This window comes from Sorangium sp. So ce327, assembly GCF_051530205.1.
Lineage (GTDB): Bacteria > Myxococcota_A > Polyangia > Polyangiales > Polyangiaceae > Sorangium > Sorangium cellulosum_B.
Window position 1 is genome coordinate 12,118,594 of record NZ_CP150330.1, and the last position, 19,743, is coordinate 12,138,336.

12 protein-coding genes are annotated in these 19,743 nt (G+C 70.8%); 2 read left to right on the forward strand and 10 right to left on the reverse strand.

Translation table 11 applies throughout. The features are described from left to right. Positions 1 to 15: 15 nt before the first annotated feature. The 6 genes from WME95_RS45450 to WME95_RS45475 all read right to left on the reverse strand — a co-directional run bounded on the left by WME95_RS45450 (position 16) and on the right by WME95_RS45475 (position 9,154). Positions 16 to 1,014 (reverse strand): ABC transporter ATP-binding protein, encoded by a 999-nt coding sequence (locus WME95_RS45450; protein WP_437905439.1) that lies wholly within the window; start codon positions 1,012 to 1,014, stop codon positions 16 to 18. Positions 1,015 to 1,018: 4 nt separating this feature from the next. Beyond that, positions 1,019 to 3,709 (reverse strand): signal peptide peptidase SppA, encoded by a 2,691-nt coding sequence (sppA, locus tag WME95_RS45455; RefSeq protein WP_437905440.1) that lies wholly within the window; start codon positions 3,707 to 3,709, stop codon positions 1,019 to 1,021. Beyond that, positions 3,706 to 4,203 carry a DUF2505 domain-containing protein gene (locus WME95_RS45460; RefSeq protein ID WP_272095963.1) on the reverse strand — a complete coding sequence of 166 codons (498 nt, stop codon included), beginning with the start codon at positions 4,201 to 4,203 and terminating at the stop codon, positions 3,706 to 3,708. The genes sppA and WME95_RS45460 overlap by 4 nt, the downstream gene beginning before the upstream one ends. 165 nt (positions 4,204 to 4,368) lie before the next feature. Then, positions 4,369 to 5,229, reverse strand: coding sequence for a hypothetical protein (locus tag WME95_RS45465; RefSeq protein ID WP_437905441.1), 861 nt, complete (start codon positions 5,227 to 5,229; stop codon positions 4,369 to 4,371). Between the two features lie 302 nt (positions 5,230 to 5,531). Further along, positions 5,532 to 7,919 (reverse strand): tetratricopeptide repeat protein, encoded by a 2,388-nt coding sequence (locus tag WME95_RS45470; protein ID WP_437905442.1) that lies wholly within the window; start codon positions 7,917 to 7,919, stop codon positions 5,532 to 5,534. After that, positions 7,856 to 9,154, reverse strand: a complete 1,299-nt coding sequence (locus WME95_RS45475; RefSeq protein WP_437905443.1) for a hypothetical protein — start codon at positions 9,152 to 9,154, stop codon at positions 7,856 to 7,858. The genes WME95_RS45470 and WME95_RS45475 overlap by 64 nt, the downstream gene beginning before the upstream one ends. Positions 9,155 to 9,411: 257 nt before the next feature. On the opposite strand from WME95_RS45475, the gene WME95_RS45480 reads away from it, so the two are divergent. After that, positions 9,412 to 12,387: a kelch repeat-containing protein gene (locus tag WME95_RS45480; RefSeq protein WP_437905444.1), complete on the forward strand. Its 2,976-nt coding sequence runs from the start codon at positions 9,412 to 9,414 to the stop codon at positions 12,385 to 12,387. Positions 12,388 to 13,523: 1,136 nt separating this feature from the next. On the opposite strand, the gene WME95_RS45485 is transcribed toward WME95_RS45480, so the two are convergent. Together WME95_RS45485 and WME95_RS45490 are read right to left on the reverse strand one after the other, a co-directional pair. After that, entirely contained in the window at positions 13,524 to 14,459 is a 936-nt protein-coding gene (locus WME95_RS45485; RefSeq protein ID WP_437905445.1) for a formylglycine-generating enzyme family protein, read from the reverse strand. A gap of 160 nt (positions 14,460 to 14,619) precedes the next feature. Continuing rightward, positions 14,620 to 15,441: an aldo/keto reductase gene (locus tag WME95_RS45490; protein ID WP_437911095.1), complete on the reverse strand. Its 822-nt coding sequence runs from the start codon at positions 15,439 to 15,441 to the stop codon at positions 14,620 to 14,622. 544 nt (positions 15,442 to 15,985) lie between these two features. Between WME95_RS45490 and WME95_RS45495 the strand changes: the two genes are divergently transcribed. After that, the gene (locus WME95_RS45495; RefSeq protein ID WP_437905446.1) at positions 15,986 to 17,047 is read left to right on the forward strand and encodes a hypothetical protein; all 1,062 of its coding nucleotides are present in this window, start codon (positions 15,986 to 15,988) and stop codon (positions 17,045 to 17,047) included. A gap of 40 nt (positions 17,048 to 17,087) precedes the next feature. On the opposite strand, the gene WME95_RS45500 is transcribed toward WME95_RS45495, so the two are convergent. Both WME95_RS45500 and WME95_RS45505 read right to left on the reverse strand, forming a co-directional pair. Beyond that, positions 17,088 to 17,564 (reverse strand): glutathione peroxidase, encoded by a 477-nt coding sequence (locus WME95_RS45500; protein ID WP_437905447.1) that lies wholly within the window; start codon positions 17,562 to 17,564, stop codon positions 17,088 to 17,090. Between the two features lie 295 nt (positions 17,565 to 17,859). Further along, on the reverse strand, positions 17,860 to 19,041 hold the full coding sequence (locus tag WME95_RS45505; RefSeq protein ID WP_437905448.1) for a radical SAM protein: 1,182 nt from the start codon (positions 19,039 to 19,041) through the stop codon (positions 17,860 to 17,862). Between the last annotated feature and the right edge of the window lie 702 nt (positions 19,042 to 19,743).

Sequence of the window (19,743 nt, forward strand, 5' to 3'; positions counted from 1 at the left end):
ACGGCGGGCGGCAGGTCAGAAGAGGGGGGTGAGCTCGACGATCGCGGCGCGGCAGCGCGTCGCGGCGAGGACGACGTCGCGGGTGGTCGCGCCCTCGGGCAGCGCGGCGGCGAAGCGCACCGGCCCGCCCCGCAGCGCGATCCCCCGGGCGGCGAGCTCCTCGCGGAGGAGCTCCGCGTTGGTGCGGACGGTGAGGGCGTAGAGGCGGCTCCCGGCGGCGATCTCCGCGAACGTGCCCGAGAAGGCGAGCTCGCCGCCCGCGAGCACGAGGACGTCGGTGGCGCCGCGGACCAGGGCGCCCCGCGGGCCCTCGACGTCGAGCCGCGCGGCCGTGAGCAGCGCGCCGCGGCCCTCGGTGGCGCCCGCGAGCGCGGCCAGGACGAAGGCGGCCCCGGCGCCGTCGAGGCCGACGAGCGGATCCTCGGCGATCAGCACGTCGGGCGCGGTCACGATGGCCTGGGCGAGGACGAGCGCGCGGCGCTCGGGCAGCGCGAGCGCGCTCAGCGCGCGCTTCCGCGAGGCCGCGAGGCCGACCCGGGCCAGGGCGGGGGCCACCATCTCGGCCGCCGCGCGCGGCGAGGCCCCCGCGAGGCGCGCGCCCCAGCCGACGTAGGCGTCCGCGGTCCACGCGAGCGGCAGCGGCGGATCGAGCGGCGCCGCCCCGCTCGCCGCGCGGTGCGCGGAGCGCGCCACGTCGCGGCCGGCGACCTCGAGGCGCCCGGCCACGACGCGCGCCTCCCCGGGCGCCCCGCCGCGCGCGTCGTCCGCCGCGCCGGCCTGCGCCGGCCTCCGGAGGGCCGAGAACGGGACGCCCGTGAGCGCCGCGAAGAGCGCGCCCGCGTCGCCGGCGCAGAGCACGCGCTCGCCGCGCGTCGCCGCGGTGAGCGCGTCGATGGCGACGACGTCGTCCACGGCGATGCGCGCCGCGCGGGCCTGGAGCAGCGGCGGCGCGGCGGGCCCGGCCTGCTCCGCGGGCTCGGCGGTCGTGGGCGGCGCGGGCTCGAGCTGCTCCATGGGCTCAGCGCTCCTTCGACGCAGGCGACGCCGGCGGCGCGGAACCTCCGGGCTCGTCCTCGCGGGCCGTCGTCGGGACGCCGAACGAGATCTCGCCGGCGAACTCGCTGCGCGCGAGCGGCCTGTCCGCGCCGAACACGAGGAACGGCGAGAGGGCGCGCGCGGCGTCGAGCATCACGGGCGGGATGGTCGCTTTCGCCAGCTCGCCCTGGGCCTGCGCGGAGAAGCCGACCAGGCTGAGCGCGTAGCCGAGGAGCGACGTGTCCTCCTCGGGGAGCGACTGGATGGGCGCGTCGTCGGGCAGCTGGCCCAGCCGGCGCGCCTCATCGATCGCCTGCCGGAGCCCGCCGAGGCGATCGATGAGCCGGCGGTCGAGGGCCTGGGCGCCGGTCCACACCTGCCCGCGCCCGAGCGCGTCGACCTCCTCGGCCTTCATGTGGCGGTTCTCGACGATGCGGGCGACGAACCGATCGTAGAACTGCTTCACCTTGACGCCGAGCTGCTCGCGCTCGTCGTCGGTGTACGGCCTGTAGAGCGACTCGGCGTCGGCGCGGGGCGACGAGCGGAACGTCTCGATGCTCACGCCGAGCTTCTGCAGGAGCCCCGTGACGTCGGCCTTCCCGTAGAAGACGCCGATGGATCCGGTGATCGAGGAGCGGCTCGCGAAGATCGGGGCGCCGGCGACGGACGCATAATAGCCGCCGCTCGCGGCCGACGAGCCCATCGAGACGATGAGCGGCTTCACGCGCGCGGTGAGGATCGCCTCGCGCAGGATGACGTCCGCCGCGAGCGTCGAGCCGCCGCCTGTCTCGACCCGGAGCACGACGGCGCGGACGCTGCGGTCTTCCCGCGCGCGGCGCAGCGCACCCGCGACGGTGTACGAGCCGGCGAGCTTGACGCCGACGAACGGGATCGAGCGGCTCTCGCCGTCGATCATGTCGCCGTCGAGGTAGACGAGCGCGACCTTGGGCGAGCGGCCCCAGCGCTCGGGCGCCTCGTCGCCCGGGTCGTCGTCGACGACGCGGGAGGCGCGCCCCATCACCTCGTCGACGACGCGGCCGAGCTCGTCGTCGTAGGCGAGCTGGTCGACGAGGCCGCTCTGCCGCGCCTCCTGGGCGAGGAACGGCCCGCGCGCGATCCGCCGCTTGAGCTCCTCGACGGGGATGCGGCGCCCGGCGCTCACCTCGGCGAGGAAGGCGCCGCTCAGCTGATCGAGCAGCGCCTGGTGGTCGTCCTTGCCGACCTGGGTGCTGGTCTCGCGCGCGAACTGCTCGGCGGCGAGCTTGTGCGCGCCGATGCGGACGATGTCGGCCTGCACGCCGAGCTTCTTCAGGAGGCCGCCGAAGTAGAAGTAGCTCGACGACATGCCGGCGAAGCGCAGCCCGCCCGCGGGGTTCATGGCGATGGCGTCGGCGCTCGAGCACACGTGGAGCGAGCGCCCGCCGGCGTCCTCGAGGTGGCAGAGGACCTTCTTGCCGTGGCTCCTCAGGTTGCGGATCGCGTCGGAGACCTCCTCGGCGTGGGCGAGCGAGCTGGCGGGCTCCGCGCGGAGCACGAGCGCGACGCCGGAGACCTCCGGGTCCTCGGCGAGGCGCCAGAGCTGCTGGAGGAGCCGCGTGTGCCTGCGCACGCCCGGGGTCGAGTCGAGGCGCACGCGGACGACGCGCGCCGGCAGCCGGACGCCCGGCTCGGAGAAGCTGCGGAGCGCGACGCCGGCGTAGAAGCCGGTGCCGCTCTTCGTGATGGCGTTGCCGAAGACGCCGCCGGCGGAGACCTGCAGCTCGTCGACGTTGACGTCGAGGCCGGCCATGGCGGCGATCTTCGGGCCGCCGTCGGCGGTGAGGTCGCGCAGCGCCACGTCGCCCCGGAGCGTGCCCACGTAGGGTACGCGCAGGCCGAGGGTCACCCGGGGCGTCCAGGTGCCGCTCTCGTCGGGGTCGCTGTTCTCGACGTAGGAGGTCTCGAGCCCGATCTCGAGCGCGCGCCTGCCGCCCGCGGGCCGAACGGCGACGCCGAAGTCGTAGCTGCGCTCGATGGCCTCGCGGAGGCGGTTCTCCGGGCGGTTCCAGTCGCGCGCGACGGCCGAGAGCGAGAGCCAGGTGGAGGGCCGGAGGGTGACGCCGCTCGTGAGCGAGAAGTACCCGTCGAGCGCGGGCGCGTCGGAGCTGCCCCAGCCGAGCGTCGTGCCGAAGGCGAAGGTGGGGCCCGTGTCGAGGGCGAGCCCCCAGCGGACCCAGCGCGACGGGCTGTCGAAGGGCGCCGGCGCGGCGTCGGGCGGGTCGATGAAGTCGAACCGCAGGCCGGTCGACACGTACCAGAGCGGCACGCCGAGCGCGATCGAGTGGCCACGCGCGGGCAGCGGCGAGGCGGAGCCGGTGTGGACCCAGGTCCACCGGAGCTCGGTGCCCGGGAGGAAGGAGAGGTTCGCGGGGTTCACCGCGATCGCCGAGGTGTCGTCGCTGCTCGCGACGGGCTTGCCGGGATCGGGGAGCGGCTGCGAGGGGCCGTCGGCCGGCGCGGCGTGCGCGGCGGTCGCGCCGGCGAGCGCGCCGAGGCCCGCGCACAGGCCGAGCAGCGCGGCGGCGACGCTGGCGGGGCGAGCGGCGCTGGCGGGGGGCGTGATGCTCGCGAGCCGCCCCAGCCGGGTGGGGCGCGGGGAACGGGCGGGGCTTTGGGGGCGGGGTAGGTTGTTCATGCGCGGATGAGCTCCCTGAGCGTATCCGCTTCCGCGTCGTACGTCCGCTGGACCTCGGCGAGGGCGAGGCGCTCGACGAGCGGGCCGAGCAGGTTCAGCCGGATCTGGATGTCGCCATCGACCCGGCGGCGGGTGCGGCCCTGAGGCAGGCGCTCGAGCCGGTACGTCCCCGCGGAGCGGAAGTAGCTGCGCCACTGCTCCTTCGGGCTGACCTGCCATGTGGAGGCGTGGTCCGAGAGGCGGTACGTCGAGCGCTCCTCCCAGGACATGGCGTCCTTGGCCACGGGGTAGCTCCGGAAGATCGGCAGCGGCGCGCTCGCCTGGAAGCGCAGGACGCGGAGCAGCTCGCCGTCGCGGAGCGCGTGCTCGACGGTCACGACGCTCTCGAGGGAGGCGACCCGCGTGGCGAGCCGAGGCCCGAGGTCCGGCGAGAGCACGGCGAGCTCCACGGCGTCGAGCGGCGCGTCGAGCTCGTGCGAGATGGTGAAGTGCACGCGGCCTTGTAACACGCCCGCTTCGAGGACCAGGCGCGGGGCGGGAGGATCGGGCCCGGGCGTGGCGTGGGAGGTGGGAGGATCGAGCGCGGGCGTGGGAGGATCGAGCGCGGGCGTGGGAGGATCGAGCGCGGGCGTGGGAGGATCGGGCTGCGCGGGGGCCGGTTACACTTCCGGGGCCGGCTCCGGGACGGTGACGGGCGCGTTGGCCTTGGTTTTCCGGTGGGAGCGCCGCTTCACGCTCGCCCGATAGCGGGAGACGAACTTCGCTGCGAGCTTGGGCTGATCGCGGAAGGCGTAGCGGCCGCCTTCGCGGATCTCCCTGGCGAGCTCGTCGACGGCCCAGAACGCGCGGTTGCGGAGCTCGAGCGCCTGCGCGGCGCTCGCGTCCGAGGCCTCGTTGGCGGCGGCGTCCTCGAGGGCGTCGGCGAGCGCGCTGGCCCTCGCGAGATCCTTGCTCGTGATATCGGTCACGCCGAGCGCGCCCTCGTGGTCGGCCCAGAAGTCGGCGAGATCGCGCAGGTCCTGGATGGTGTCCGCCAGGCCGGAGCCCTCGGCGATGCGCGAGAGCTCCGCCTGGGCGGCGTCGTCGTTCCGGCATCCCCACCGGCCGCCGGCCACGAGCTTCGCGTCGAGCGCCTCGGCCTCGTCGCGGAGCCTCCGTTGCGCGGACGTGAGCTTCACGGCGCTGCGCGCCTTCTGCCACGCCTTCTCGATCGCGCCGAGCCGCCGCGCGAAGCGCGCGAGGAGATCCACCTTGTCGGCGGCGATACCGATCTTCGAGAGGCGCGCCTGCTGAGCGCCCGCGAGGCGCGTCAGGGAGGTGAGCTCACGCTCGGCGACGCTCAGGGGGATATCGGGCGGGGACGCGTAGCCCGGGTCGAGCGCGAGGAGCGCCTCGTCGGAGGTGGGGTCGTGGGTCTTTGCGGCCGAGCGCTTCGCCTTCGCGGTGTGCGTCCTGCTGGACGACCTGGCCTTGGAGGACGTGGATCCGGGCGTGTTGTTCACGGTGCGTGTCAGGGGCATGAGCTCCCTCCTGGTTGAGAGTGACCGGAGGATGGTCGCGTATCGAGAGTGGCTGTCAAGGTCGTCTGGCGCGCAGAGGCGCCTGAATCCTGCTGCGAGGAGCCATGCTCACGACACCGAGGGAAACGTGGCCGGCGAGCAGAGGAGGGGCGGCGCGCTGTAATCGCTTGTAATCGAGCGGGGGTTGACTCGGCGAGAGATGCTGGGCAGGGCTGGCCGCGAATTCAACAGATCTTGTGTCGGCAACCACGTGCGCCTTGCAGGGAGAGGCGATCACCGAGCGGCGCCCGCGTGCGGACGGACTATCGGCTCGGACGCGAGCGGGCCGGCGTGCGTGGCATCGCGCCCGCCGCGATGGCTTCCACCTCACGAACTAGCACCGGGGCGAGCTCGCCGTCCGCTGTGCTCGTCACTTGAAGAGCGCGGCGGGCGGTATCGCGGGCGTGGGCGAAGCCCCGGGCAGCTTGCGCGCGAGAAAGCTGCGCCAGCTCAGCTGCGAGGCCCAGGCGATCCCCCCTCTGTTCGGCCAGGTGTGTGGCACGGCGAAGCAGCGGCTCTGCCTCGTGCGGCTTCCCGAGGTCGATCAGCGTCCCGCCGAGCTCCGAGAGCGTCGAGAGGAGCGCCGGGTGCGCGCGACCCAGGGCACGTTCCTCGACCCGAAGCACCTCACGCAGCAGCTCTTCAGAGCTTACGAGGTCACCTCGGAGCCGGTGAAGACGCGCCTTCTCGTAGAGAGATGCAGCGTACTGCGCCCCGTACGCGGCGCCGTCCCGCCGCAGCTCGGCCAAGGCCTCATCGAGCAGCGCCTCGGCTTCGTCGAACCGGCCCTGCGCCTCGAGGCAGCGCGCGAGCTCGTGGCGCGTCGGTGCCGTGATCTTGCTCTCGGGTACTTCCGAAAGCGCCCGGCGGAGCTCCTGCTCGGCCTCTTGAAAGCGGCCCAGCTCCAAGAGCGCGCGGCCGTGCTCGTGACGAAGAAAGAGGGTCCGACGACCGAAGCGCTGGTCGCGCTCGATCGCGCTGCGCAGCAGGCGCTCCGCCTCACCGAAGCGCCGCTGCGCGATCCATGCTTGAGCGAGGCACTGCTCGAACACACCAAGGCTCGGTTGATCGTGTTCAGGCAATCGCTGGAGCACCGATTCCAGGAGCTCAGAGGCAGCGTGCGTGTCCCCGCGCGCCTGCAGCAGCTCTGCGGTCGTCCGGACCAGGAGGATATCGAGTGGTACATCGACGTACGCGCGCCGTAGCAGCCCTGTCCACTCGTCGAGCAGGCGTTGCGCGTCCTTCAGGCGCCCCGCTCCGATATGGGCCCGCACCGCGGCGTCGTAGAGCTCGCCGCGCTCCTCGATCGAACGTCCGAGTCGCCGCCCCCGCTCCAGCGCATCGCGCAACGCCTGTATCGCCTCGGCGGTGCGCCCCTCGGACGACAGCAGGAGCCCCTCTGCCCGCCGCAGCTCGAAGCGCGTCTCATCGTCGATGCCATCTTGCGTTCGCCCGCGAGCTCGATCGAGCAGCGCGCGAGCCTCGCTGAGATCGCCTGAAAATGCGCGTAGGCGGGCCATCGCAGCGGTCGCCCTCGCGCTGCCCTCCGTCGCCTCCACCCAGCCGGCGGCCCAGTGAGCCGCCACATCCGGGTCGTCTGCCCGGATCGCAAGCTCGATGCGCCCGGGCCAGTCGGGCAGGCAGAAGCGCTCGCTCCGCTCGGCGCCCGGCTCTTCGACGTCGGGCTCCTTCGCGGCCGCGCTCTCTCGCCCGCGCTGCTGCGCGAGGCGCGCGAGCGCACCGCCCGGGTCATCTTCCCGGAGCGCGAGCGCCGAGAGCTCTGCCTCGGACACCCCCGCGCGCGCCAGCCCCGCCGCGTCATCGATCGCGTCCGGCGACAGCTCGAGCTGCGCCGCGAGCCGCACGCAGCGTTGGATTCCCACCGCGCGAAGGCGTCCCGCGCCGTCGTCCAGGGTCAGCGCCCGCCCATGCACCCTGGGGAGCCCCGAGAGGGTATTCGCCGGCGAGACGAGCAGAAGTCGGCCCTTGCGTCCGACCTCCGCCGCAGCCCAGCGCGAGCGTCGCAGTCGGCCGGAGGTCTCGAGATCCTCCACGGCGACCCATGTCCTTGGCTTCGGCCGGAGCGCTTCGACTAGCGCGGAGTACGGCTGCGCGGCCGAGACCCGCTCGACCTTCCGGCCTGGCAGCGCCCGTGCGACGGTCTCCTCGAGATCGCCACCGAGCCACCCGATGGCCGGCGCCCGCGTGCACGCCGCGCGCCGTAAGTCCCTCAGGGCGAAGGAGGGCGGCCCTTCAGGACAGTCGATGCGATGCGAGATCCAATCGTAGAAGTCGACCGCACGTCGGGCGAGATGGAGCGTCGTCTCCTCGTCGCTGAACAGCACGAGGTGCAGCGCCCGCTCCTGCACTACCGGCCGCTCTTGATTGAGCCACGCGGCGTCAGCCGCGCGCACGCAGAGGACGACGGTGCTTCCCTCCGGCAGCGACACGAGGGCCGGCGCCTCGGTCAACACGTCGGCGTCCGGCCGATCGCGCAGCAGGTGGCGCACAAGTTCGCCCAGCCGCTCCGGACGCGCCCGATCCATGAGCACGATCACGCCGCGCCCGGCGAGCCGCAGGATCCGGCTCAGCCGATCGAGCCAGGCGCCCGCAGCAGGTGCAGCGTGAGCAGCGGATGCGGGTAGTACCATTCGGACTCGTTGGGATACGGGAGCAGGTGCCCCCAATCGAGGAGCTGTCGCGCGCGAGCGTCTTCAGGAAGCTGCCGCTGGAGATCCGCCATCACCGCGCGAAGCACGCCGAGGTGACCGACGTCGAGCCCGCGCTCGCGGTCGCGGCGCGCTTCGTCCACGGCGTCTTCCACGATCGCAGGCGTCGCCGTGGTGACATCCGCCGTCCAGGCGCGCTCGGCCACTCCACGCACGAGCTTGACGAAGTCACGTGCGCGACCGCCCGATACATATGCGAGGCGCTCCAGCGAGTCCTCGCTGAGCGCGTCGAGCGCAGGCAGATCCCGTGTCCTTCGGCGATACATCTCGGCGAAGAAGGCGACCCCTGGGCCCGGACGCTCCGGATGGACCTTGTCCAGCACGGGCTCATTCGCGAGCACGACCGTATCGAAGCGCGGGATCGCCGCGCCTACAGGCGCGCTCCGCAGCGCGAAGGGGGCACAGATGACGGTGGGACAGGCGATCTGGCTGAGCAGCTCCGAGCGCAGGAAAAGCGTGAGCGCGCGCTCCTCGTCGCGGATGCGATCGAGTCCATCGATGAGCAGCAAGATGCGCCGATGATGCTGCTGCATGTGGCCGACGAGGACGTTGACCGCTCCAAGCAGCGTCTGCATGGCCTCGTCCTGGTCGGGCAGCGTACGTCCGCTGCGCCCGACAGGCACCATGCGACGAATGCCCTCAGCAATCGCCTTCGTTGCACCGATCCCCGCCGCCACGCCGGTCGCCACGCCTCCCGACAACCCGAGCGCCGGCACGAGCACCGAGCTGGCGGTGATCATGCCCGAGGCAACCTTTCCCACGTCGATCTCGGCGGTCTTCGGCGTCTCGGTGGCCTCTGCGACCTGCTCCCAGGCCTGCTTGAGATCCTCGACGTGCTGCTGCGGCACCGGGTAGGGCAATGTCTCCCGCGCCGCGCCGAGCACCGAGAGCCCCACGAGGAAGATGACCTCCCAGGACGCGACGCGCTGAATCGCCTCGCCGTCACCCATCCACGCGAAGTGCCGGTGCAGATCGAGCAACAGGACGAACTCCTTGGCCTCCCGCGCCTCCCTCAGGCGAAGCAGCTCTGTTGATTTGCCGGTACCGACCGTACCCGCAAGGAGGATGCGCGGGTCAGCGAACGGCAGGTCGAGACGGCGCACGATGCGGTCGACCGGTGTATGCGGCCGCGGAGCGCGCCAGGCCGGGTCCTTCACGGGCTCGACAGGGTCGAAGCGGCGGTAGATCTCCTCCCAGACGTCTCGCCTTGCCACGACGCGACGCTAGCACAGACCACGTCGCGCGGCGCGCCTGGCAGCCAGGACGGTACCCTCGCGCTCCGAAACGCCGCGATGCACAACAGGAGCGTCGAGGTGCTGTGCCCGTCGGGCGGGCGTGATCGAGGTTGGCCCAGTTGAAACCTCGCCGGTGCCCGGCGTGAATGCCGGCCGAGCGGGCGCATCGAAGCAGCCGTATGCGTCGCTTCGACGACCCCACGCCCGCCGTGCGACCGTCTCCATCTCCCACCGGCGGCCCGTCACCTGGCGGTGAGCGGCGCTCGCCCCGCTCCCGCGAGCCCTCGGCGCGCGCGCTGCAGCGGCCGTGCGTCACGCCGGATCGTCGCCACGGCGCGGGGCTCTCGACCGCGCTCTGGCTCTGCCTCATGGCGTTCACCGCCGTGTTTTCAGCCGGCTGCGCGAGCGACATGCAGGACGAGCTCGACCCCGCCGAGGCCGAGCTGCGCGCCCTCCTCCCGGAGCAGGCCGGGCTGGTGCTCGCCGCCGACGGCGCCCTGGCGCGCGGCGAGCGCGGCTATTCCGTGACGGCGGCGCGCGGCGAGGCCGCGCGGGGCAGCGGGTCGTCGTCGCTGGGGCTCGTCGTCCACCTGCCCGAGCACGGGAGCGATGAGATCCGGATCGAGCTGCCGGACGGCTTTCACGTGCGCGTCCGCGAGCGCGGGGGGCTCGGCGCCGGGCGGCTCGTGGGGACTCACCAGATCGCCGGCGGGGATGCCGTCGCCTATGCGCACGAAGGTGGGTATTCCTTCTGGACGGCGGCGCACGGGGGATACGAAGAGTGGCTCCTCCTCCGGCCGGCCACCTTCCGGCCGGACGCGCCCGTCGCCGTGTGGTCCGTTCAGGGCGCGACGCTGCGGCGGCGCGGCGCGGCGATCGAGCTCGCCGACGAGGCCGGCGTCGCGCGCCTCGCGGTGACGGCGCCGTCGGCCTTCGCGCGCGGGGGCCGGAGGGTCTCGACGCGCCTCGACGCCGCGGGCTCGACGCTCTCGCTCTGGGTCGACGCCCCGCCGGAGGAGGCCGTGCTCGTGGACCCGCTGTGGGTGGCGACCGGCAGGATGACCACGCCGCGCGCCGAGCACACCGCGACCTTGCTGGACGACGGCAGGGTCCTCATCGCGGGGGGGTTCCTGGGCCTGGACGAGGGGATCATTTGCGATCCGAAGTACTCGACGATGCCGCTTGGCAGCGCGGAGATCTACGATCCCGCGACGGGCGCGTTCCTGGCGGCCGCGCCGATGGCTGCTGTGCGCGGCGGTCACACCGCGACACGCCTCGCGGACGGGAGGGTGCTTGTCATCGGCGGAGAGGCGGGGGGCCCGGGCGTCGAGATCTACGCTCCCGCGCTCGATGCATGGCTTCCGGCCTCGCCGCCGTCGATGTCGAGGGTGAGCCACACGGCCACGCTGCTCGACGACGGGCGGGTCCTCCTCGCCGGCGGACGGGCCGGGTCCACGGCGACGGAGAGCACCGAGATCTACGATCCGGCGACCGACACGTGGACCTCAGGACCCCCCATGCTGGGTGTCCGCGCCGGTCACCAGGCCACCCGGCTGCTCGATGGACGCGTGCTCGTCACGGGCGGCACGTCCGGGCCGGCCGCGGGTGCCGTCGAGATCTTCGACCCGGTGACGGCGACCTGGTCGGCTGCGGCGCCGCTCGACCCCATTCGCTGGCTGACGGCGACGTTGCTCCTCGACGGACGCGTGCTCGTCACGGGCCTCGCCGGCGCCGCCGAGGTCTACGATCCTGCTGCGGATGCGTGGACCGCGGCGCCGGGCAAGTGGGGCGACACGCCCGCGACGGGCTCGTGGGATGACTGGACCTACGTGGCCGGGCTCGGCGTGCTCGGCGAGGCGGCCGCGCGGCTCCCCGACGGCCAGGTCATGATCAGCGGAGGCATCGAGGCGATCTACTATGCGTACCCCTGGGCAGGGACCATATGCAGTTCGATCTACCTGGAGCACGCCCACGACACCTACGATCGAGTCCAGCTCTACGACCCGGTCACCAACGCGTGGTCGCCCGGCGGCAACATCCCGGCTGCGCGAGGCTATCACTCCGCCACGTCGCTCGATGACGGCGGAGTCCTCGTTGCGGGTGGGTACACGTGGTTCTGGTCGACGCGCGAGGGCCTCAACACAGACAGCGCCGTCGTGTATGCCAGTGACCCCTTGATGAACGGCGCGCCCTGCTCGACCGCCACGCAATGCGCGAGCGGGATCTGCGTGGACGGCGTGTGCTGCGCGTCGGCGTGCAGCGATGGTGAGTGCAGCGCCTGCTCCATCGCGGCGGGCGGCACGGTGGACGGGGTGTGCACGCCTGCCCACGGCGTCCCGTGTGACGACGGCGACGCGTGCACGCTCGACGATTCCTGTGACGCCGGGGCGTGCGCCGGATCTCCATCGAGCAGCGCGGAGTGTGGCGCTGGAGAGGGGGGTGCCGGCGGCGGAACAGGAGGCGCTGGCGCCGGCAACGGCGGTGCTGGCGCGGGAGGCGCTGGCGACGGAGAGGGGAGCGCCGTCGCTGGAGGAGGCGCTGGCGCCGGCAACAGCGGCGCTGGCGCTGGTGCAGGAGCTTCCGGCGCAGGAGGTGGTGGCGCTGGAGCAGGAGTTTCCGGCGCAGGAGGTGGTGGCGCTGGAGCAGGAGGCGCTAGCGACGGCGGCGCTGGTGCTGGCAATGGCGGCGCCGGCGCTGGCGAGGGAGGCGCTGGCGACGGCGGCGCCGGCGCTGGCGAGGGAGGCGCTGGCGACGGCGGCGTCGGTGCTGGCAATGGCGGCGCCGGCGCTGGCGAGGGAGGCGCTGGCGACGGCGGCGCTGGTGCTGGAGCAGGAGGCGCTGGCGCTGGAGACACCGGCAATGGCGGCCCCGGCGCTGGAGGCGCTGCCGCTGGCAATGGTGGCGCTAACGCTGGTGCAGGAGGCGCTGATGCTGGCGAGGCGGGCGCCGGAACCGGCAACGGCGGAGCTGTCACCAGCGCGGGGAGCGCCGGCGCGAGCGACGTGAGTCCCGGCCCGACCCCGCCTTCCAGCAGCGGCTGCAGCGCGGCGGGCTCGGGCTCCGACTGGCAGCTTGCCGCCGCCGGGCTCGCGCTGCTCCTCGGCGCGCGCCGCAGGCGGGCCCGCCGAGCGCCGCCCCCTTGCGACGCCGCATAGAAGCTCTCCACCAGGGGCTTGCTCCCCTCCTCCTGGGCTCAACGCTCGGGCCTTCGCCGGCGCCACAACGGTCCCGCGAGCCCAGGAACGCCGCTACAACCGCTGCGAACGATGCTCTTCCACGCCCCCGACCTCCGCGCATGGACGAGCGTGACGGTCCCGTCACGACAACCCTGGTGGCTCTCGAGGGACCCTTGCCAGAGCTTCTCCAGGCTCGACATCAGCTCGTCGACCTCTTCTTTCGGCAGAACACGTCGCGCTTTGCCCATGCTCCGAACTGAGACGATTCCCTCGCGCACCTCGACGACGGCCTCTCGGGGGATGCCCATCCTCCACCCATACTCGATGATCCAAGTTCGATCCGTGCCATCGCCCGGATCCACACACCACCGCGGCCATCGCCCATCGGTGCAGCTCGCCGCCGTCGCCGGCGGAAGGGGCAACACCACCTCGGCGGTCTCCGTCCGGGGAGCGTCGGGGCATTGCTGCATGATCGGCATTGCAAGGCGCGTCCCCGGGGCGATCTCCCGCATGCTCCGACAGGAATCGTCCGCGCAGGGCCACTCGCGGATCTCCGGCTCGATCCCCCGCGGGGTCATCGGCGCGCGCGGCTCGGCGAGCGAAAACGCCATCGCCCCACGATACAGAAACGCGCCGGTATCACGCCGCTCCAAGATCACGCGGACGATCGGCTCTCCCCCGGAGCATTCCGGGACGTCGAGCGGGATGCGCGTCCCGTCCGGTTCGATCAGGACGGCGCGACGAAGCTGGTCACAAACGGCGGCCTCGTGCTCCTGAGCCGTGCAGTACGGATAGCCCGGTGGCTCCGGCTCCGGTGGCGACGCGGCGGCGCACGCTGTCAGAATTGAGGACGCGACGACAAATAGAGCGGCGCGCGTGAAGAATGCGAACGTCATCATCGGCTTCGACCCACGGCAGCGCGCCGGATTGGTCCACGGGGTCGAGGCCATCCACGATCCGCCCGCCGGCTCCCTCCAAATCTGCCTGGACTCCTGGCCGGGAATACCCCACCCCCACGGCCGGTGGACCGATCAGGTTCATCGCCATGCGGCGCGGCCACCCAGCGTCACGGCCTGCAGGGTGGCGAGGCGCCCTCGGCGGCTTGATTCGCTGGTTCAACGCGCGCAGCGGAAGCCCAGATTGCTGTGACGAAACGAGGGCACCGCCGCTGTCCGAGCCGTGCCGCTAAACCACCGTGGGTAGTCGTCCAACCAGCTATGCCCGCGGATCGCCCTGCGTTCAGCGCTGCACCTTCCGTCCATGTAGGAGCAGTACTCGCTCGAAGTCCACTCGCTCACGTTGCCCGCCATGTCAAAGAGGCCGAAGGGGCTCCGGCCGGCAGGGAAAGAGCCGACGGGCGCAGTTTCCGGGAAACCATCGTCCCTCGTGAATTCGCTGCGCCAGGCCTGGCCGCGCGACACCATGAGGTTCACACACGAGGGGTCGCAGGCATTGACCAGCGCCTCGTCCGGCGCGGCGTCGCCCCAGGGATACAGGCGTCCCTCGGTACCACGCGCGGCAAATTCCCACTCCTCTTCCGTGGGCAAACGCTTGCCCGCCCACCTGCAGTAGGCGCTCGCTTGAGTCCAGTCGACGCAGTTCATCGGGTGGATGTCCCGCCCAGCCTGACCAGCGTTGCACGAGGGCTCGTATGCCCTGCGCGCATCGACGGAGAGGCCTCCCAACGTTTCGATGGTCGAGGTGGCTTTGCACGCGCCTGCCTCGGCGCACGCGCGAAAGTCAGCGACCGTGACTTCGGTCACGTCCATCTCGAAAGGGCTCACCTCGACGCGGTGCGCCGGGCGCTGGTTGGAGTCGCTCTTCGGATCATTCGAACCCATCTCGAGGCTCCCGCCGGGGATCGGAATCAGCTTGGGTCCGGGGGTGTGGGGACCTGAAGTTGTACTCGCTCCGGGCGGCGCGGCTGACGTTGCCGATGCCGCCGCGACGGGTGAGGGTGGCGGAGCCTGCTGGGCGTTGGTCGCGCCCTTTCCCGCGCAGCCCAACAAGAATGCGAAAGTCGCGACCCAGCACCGACGCACACTCATCATGCCGTCAATGCTACCACGTCGACTCACTCCCAGGCGATCTTCATGCGCCGGATGCGAACACGGGAGACGGCGAGTGCCTGGAGGCCCTGATCCTCCGCCACAATCGGTCCAAGCCTGGCTACACCTTCGCGTACTCGTGAGCAGGCGCTGACGGTGTGGATCAGGGGACGTCCGTCGGGTCCCAGCTCACGCGGAAGCCGACATCGAGCCCGTCGAGCGTGCGCATCGTGTCGGCGTCGAGCGCGAAGTCGAAGATCGCGCCGTTCTCGGCGATACGCGCTGGCGTGACCGACTTCGGCAGAACGATCAAGCCGTGCTGCACGGCCCAGCGCAGCATCACTTGCGCTGGTGTGCGCCCGGCCTTTGTCGCCGCGGAGACGATGTCTTTGTGCCCGAGCTTCACGCCCTGCGTGAGCGGGCTGTACGCCTGCACGAGGATCCGGTGCTTCGCGCAGAACGCGCGCAGCTCGGCCTGCCCGAGGAACGGGCTGAGCTCGACCTGGTTGATCGCCGGCACCACCGCGCTCTCGCCGAGGAGCTCCTCGAGGTGCCGCACGGTGTAGTTGCTGACGCCGATCGATTTCGCGAGGCCTTGCTTCTGCGCGTCGACGAGCGCGCGCCAGGTGTCGCTGCGCTTGCCGGTCACGGGAAAGTGAATCAACACGAGATCGTAGGCGTCGAGCGCGGCTTCCTCGAGTGACCGCTCGAGCGAGCGCAGCGTCGTGTCACGCCCCTGGTTGAAATTCGCGATCTTCGTCGTGATGAACGCCGCGTCGCGCCCGAGGCCGCTCTTGCGCAACGCGCTGCCGACGTCCGCCTCGTTGCCATAGTACTGGGCGGTGTCGACGTGGCGATAGCCGAGGCGCAGCGCTTCGAGGACGGCGCGCTCGGTCTCTCCGCCGGGCGCCGATTGATACACCCCGAGCCCGAGCTGCGGAATGTGGCGACCATCGATCATCTGCAGGCGTGGTGATTCGATCATTGCCGGGCCCCCTGGTTTCGTTCGTCGCTCGGCATGGCCGAGCGCGAGAGTGTGCTGGCGAAGTCGAGACGTTAGTGACGGTGAATGTCGGCGGCAAGAGCAGGAAAACTCCGTGGCGACTGTGCGACGGCCTCTATCCGTCGGATCACTTCCCGTCACCGCAAGGCTGCACCTTCAGCCCTGAATCCCGAGCGCGTCCCAGGGGTTGGGGGCGAACCGGCGATGAGCTCACGATGTGAGTGCAGCGAGACCACATAAAATAAACACCGGCAGATCTGTTGAGCGGTCCGATGCAACCGTCGCAGGCTGCATGGCAGAGCACGTGGGTTGATCCCCTTCACGTGACGACGCGACGAGGATGATGAGCGAAGGTCACATTCGCGGGTATCCAGGGGCTCACGCGGCGCCTGGCTCCAAATCCCGGCCTCCTCGTCTCGACAGCCCAGCGCGGCAGTGCTACCCATCTCACGTGTCCGGCGCTGAGGGGGAGGACATGTCATTACATCATGGCCTGTCGCCGATGCACGCAGGAAAGGATCGCCGTATGCGCATCAATCGAATCCGAGGTCTGCGGGCGGCTCAGCTTGCGTTCGCGTCCGCGTCTGCGGGAGCAGCCTTCTGCTTCGCAGCGTGCTCGGCCGACACGGGCCCCACGGCCGAAGACATGGGCGAGCAGGACCAGAATCTTGCAGCCTGTTCGTATGCGGTCACGACGAACGCGTACGAAGGAGCCCCGGAGTACTGGGGGACGATCAAGATCAAGAACACGGGCGCGAGCGCGCTGAAGAGGCCGACTGTCGCCTTCGACGTGCCGGGCGGTGTCACGTGCGATCATCACGAGCCGGGCTGGACCCACACACAAGCCGGCTCCCGATGCACCTATTCGAGGACATCGAACGTGTCCATCGCCCGCGGCGGGTCATTCACGCTCAATTTTTCCACCGACTCGGTGTCCTCGTTCACCCCGTCCCGAGTCGAGCTCCGCGACACCAGCTGCTCCAGCGGCGGCAGCACGACGGGCGGCGGCAGCACGACGGGCACGGGCGGCGCCAGCACGACGGGCGGCGCCATCACGACAGGCACGGGCGGCGCCAGCACCGCGGGTACGAGCGGCGGCAGCACGACGGGCGGCGCCAGCACGACGGGCACGGGCGGCGGCAGCGCGACGGGCGGCGGCGGCACCACGGGTGGCGGCGGCAGCGGGGGCTCGGGCGTTGTGTGGCAGACGGCCAGCCTGACGGAGTTCGAGTCTTACCCCGACCCCGGCAGCGAGGAGTGCATCGAGTACAACGGGTGCACGTGGGCCGGTCAGTTCGCGGCGCTCGACGGAAAGCAGCCGGAGAGCTGGGTCAAAGAGAACAACATCGCCGCGGTGCACTCGAAGGATTTCGAGAGGTACAAGCTCAAGACCCTGCGCCTTCGAAAGAATGGCAAGGAGATCGACGTCAAGGTGTATGACATGTGCTCCGACTCCGATTGCAGCGGGTGCTGCACGCGGAACGCGCAGCCGTCGGGGTACCTGATCGATATCGAGAAATACACCGCTCAGCGGTTCGGGGTCTCGGCGTCTGGACAGGTCGAGTGGAGGTGCCTCGACTGCAATTGACGGCCGCCTCGCCTGACCGGTGGCTCGGGCGCCGCCTTGCTCAGCCGCCGAGCGCCTTGTCGATCGCCTGCGTGAGCTTCGGGTCGTCCGGCGCCACGGACGACTCGAACCGCGCGATCACCGACCCGTCCTTGCCGATCAGGAACTTGGTGAAGTTCCACTTCACCTCACCGGCAGGCGCGGCTTGCGTGAGGAAGGCATAGAGGGGGTGCTTGCCGCCCCCCTTGACCGGGATCTTCGAGAACATCGGAAAGCTGACGCCGAACTTCGTGGAGCAGAAGGCGGCGATCTCGGCGTCGGTCCCCGGCTCCTGCGCGCCGAAATCGTTCGACGGGAAGCCGAGGACGGCGAAGCCGCGATCCTTGAGCCGGTCATGGAGCTCCTCGAGCCCCGCGTACTGCGGCGTATAGCCGCACTCCGATGCGGTGTTCACCACGAGCAGCACCTTGCCTCGGTAGTCACCGAGGGAGCGGTCCTGTCCGTCGATGGTCTTCATGGTGAAGTCGTAGAGCGACATGGCCTTTCCTCCCTGAGCAGCGCCGGGCGTGTGCTCCGGCGAGGTGCGCTCGGCATCCCTCCCACAACCCGACACACAGGCGAGGGCGAGCGAGCTGATCAGGGCGAGTCCACACCGGAGCACGCGCGGCGAGCGTTCCATGGCGGTAGGGATAGACGCCCGTCCGGGCCGCGTCGAGCAGGAACGCGCTCCGCGTCGAGGCGACGCGGACGATCACGACGTCCGTCACGGGGACCTCGGGTGGGGCTGGTGTGGGGCGAGCTCCTCCTTCGCGAAAGCGGCTGCATCTCCCCGTTCAGACGGCGGCGACTGGTCTCGCCACCGTCTGAACGGGGAGATGCAGCCGACCGTGCGCGCCGACCATCGCGGCCTCCCGGAGTCGCCGCTCGATGTGCTCGTGGAGCCCGCGCACCACGACACAGACCTGGATGCCATCCTGACGGATCTCGCGACCGCTGGAGCGATCCTCGGCGATCGGATACCCGCTGCAGCTTCCGAAGTACTTGCACCGGGAGCAATTGAGATCCATCCGCTCCTCGGCGGCGCGGCAGGATCGCTCCATGCGCTCCCCGGCCATGATGGCCGTGAGCGGGGTCGTGAAGAGGTTGCCGAGGCTGAAGGCGGGATCCCCATAGGGGTCGCCGAGGCTGTAACACTCCCCATCCGTATTCACCAGGATCGTGGGAGTCCAGGCGCGCTTGTCGAAGTACCTCGGCGGTGCGCCAGCGAGGTGGTCGACAACCACCCGGATGGCCTCGTCCACAGGCTCCACCTGGAGGTGTCCGTCGCTCTGCAGCCAGCGGTCTGCGACAGCGCAGAGGGCTGCCAGGATGTCACCGGTGTCGAGGTCGAAGCTGGCATTCTGCTCTGCAGTGGCGCCGTCGAACATCGGGAGTAGCCGAAAGGGAATACGGGATTGCTCGAAGAAGCGGCAGATCGTGTCTACATGCTTCACGTTGCGCCTCGAGAGCACCGTGATGCAGCTGAACGCGATCCCCTCACGGCGGAGTACGTCCATGTGCTCCAGGACGCGGTCCTGCTGATCGCGGCCAGCGATGTTCACGCGAAGCCCCCCGAACACGTCGATGGAGACGCCTACGCTGTCGAAGCCGTCTCGCAGGAGGCGAAGCCGCGCGTCGTCGAGCACCGTGAGGTTGGTCTGGACGATGTTCGTCCTGCCCAGCACATCGCCGAGCACGGCCTCCTGATCAGAGAGCGTGCTCCAGTAGAAGGCCGGATCGATCAGCAGCGGCTCTCCGCCATGCCAGATGAACCGGACGTCCGTGCGTCTCCCATCTCGCCCATCGATCGTCGTGTAGTAATCGCGGATGTGGCGGTAAACCTGTCGCAGTTGCTCGAGGCGCATCGACTCCTTGTTCCCGAGCTCCTCCATCTCGTAGCAGTACCTGCACCGCAGGTTGCAGAGCTTGGAGGTCTTCACGACGAACTGGACGAAGCGATCGGGCGGGCGTTCCATGATGGCGCGACGTGCTCCGAGGGCTCGAGGTGAGCCGTCTTCACGCCCCGGCACAAACCGAATTCCCTTGTGTCGGTGGGCTCCAGATTCAGCTCTTCTCCAGTCGTGCGAGCAGGGCGGCGAAAGAGCCGTCGAAGGCGCTCTCCTGCCGATCCCTCGCGAGCTTGCCCGCTGGCTTTGCGCATTCCCCGAATGCGCACTCTCCAGGCGTCAGCCACGAGGGCAGCTCGGATGTCGGCGCATCCGCCATGTCTGCGATCCGGCCTGCTGCAGCGGAGGAGACATGGACGGGTTCGTCTGCGCTGACGCTCGCCGGAGGCACGGCCATGACGCTCGACACGGCGACTGACGCCGCGGTCAAGCGCGGAAGGTAGCGGTGCGTGTCGTGTTTCATGATTCTCGTCATTGGCTTTACTTCGCATTCACGCGAATCGCGCGAACGCCGTGGAGGTGTGCTCGCGGCGTGGCAGGCCGCGTGGAGGACCCGATCAAAGTCCGTGCCGACTGTCCTCGCCCAGCGGTCCGCCGCGACGTTCGATGCCGGAGCGCGCCGCGCCGCCTGTCACGCTGGGCTGCCGGGCACCCGCCAGCTTCCGTGGAATCGGGATGCGAGCGGTCTCACGAAGGTGAAGGCGAGAGCCTGAGCCCGCACCGCACATGCACCCGCTCTGCTCGCCAGCGCCCAAGCTCGTCGGCCAAGGC

What these genes read in the sequence shown, in the direction of transcription:
- WME95_RS45490 (WP_437911095.1), bottom strand. Translation starts at nt 15,441, where the DNA reads ATGATCGAATCACCACGCCTGCAGATGATCGATGGTCGCCACATTCCG.
- WME95_RS45485 (WP_437905445.1), bottom strand. Translation starts at nt 14,459, where the DNA reads ATGATGAGTGTGCGTCGGTGCTGGGTCGCGACTTTCGCATTCTTGTTG.
- WME95_RS45450 (WP_437905439.1), bottom strand. Translation starts at nt 1,014, where the DNA reads ATGGAGCAGCTCGAGCCCGCGCCGCCCACGACCGCCGAGCCCGCGGAG.
- WME95_RS45465 (WP_437905441.1), bottom strand. Translation starts at nt 5,229, where the DNA reads ATGCCCCTGACACGCACCGTGAACAACACGCCCGGATCCACGTCCTCC.
- WME95_RS45495 (WP_437905446.1), top strand. Translation starts at nt 15,986, where the DNA reads ATGCGCATCAATCGAATCCGAGGTCTGCGGGCGGCTCAGCTTGCGTTC.
- WME95_RS45470 (WP_437905442.1), bottom strand. Translation starts at nt 7,919, where the DNA reads ATGGTACTACCCGCATCCGCTGCTCACGCTGCACCTGCTGCGGGCGCC.
- sppA (WP_437905440.1), bottom strand. Translation starts at nt 3,709, where the DNA reads ATGAACAACCTACCCCGCCCCCAAAGCCCCGCCCGTTCCCCGCGCCCC.
- WME95_RS45480 (WP_437905444.1), top strand. Translation starts at nt 9,412, where the DNA reads ATGCGTCGCTTCGACGACCCCACGCCCGCCGTGCGACCGTCTCCATCT.
- WME95_RS45505 (WP_437905448.1), bottom strand. Translation starts at nt 19,041, where the DNA reads ATGGAACGCCCGCCCGATCGCTTCGTCCAGTTCGTCGTGAAGACCTCC.
- WME95_RS45500 (WP_437905447.1), bottom strand. Translation starts at nt 17,564, where the DNA reads ATGTCGCTCTACGACTTCACCATGAAGACCATCGACGGACAGGACCGC.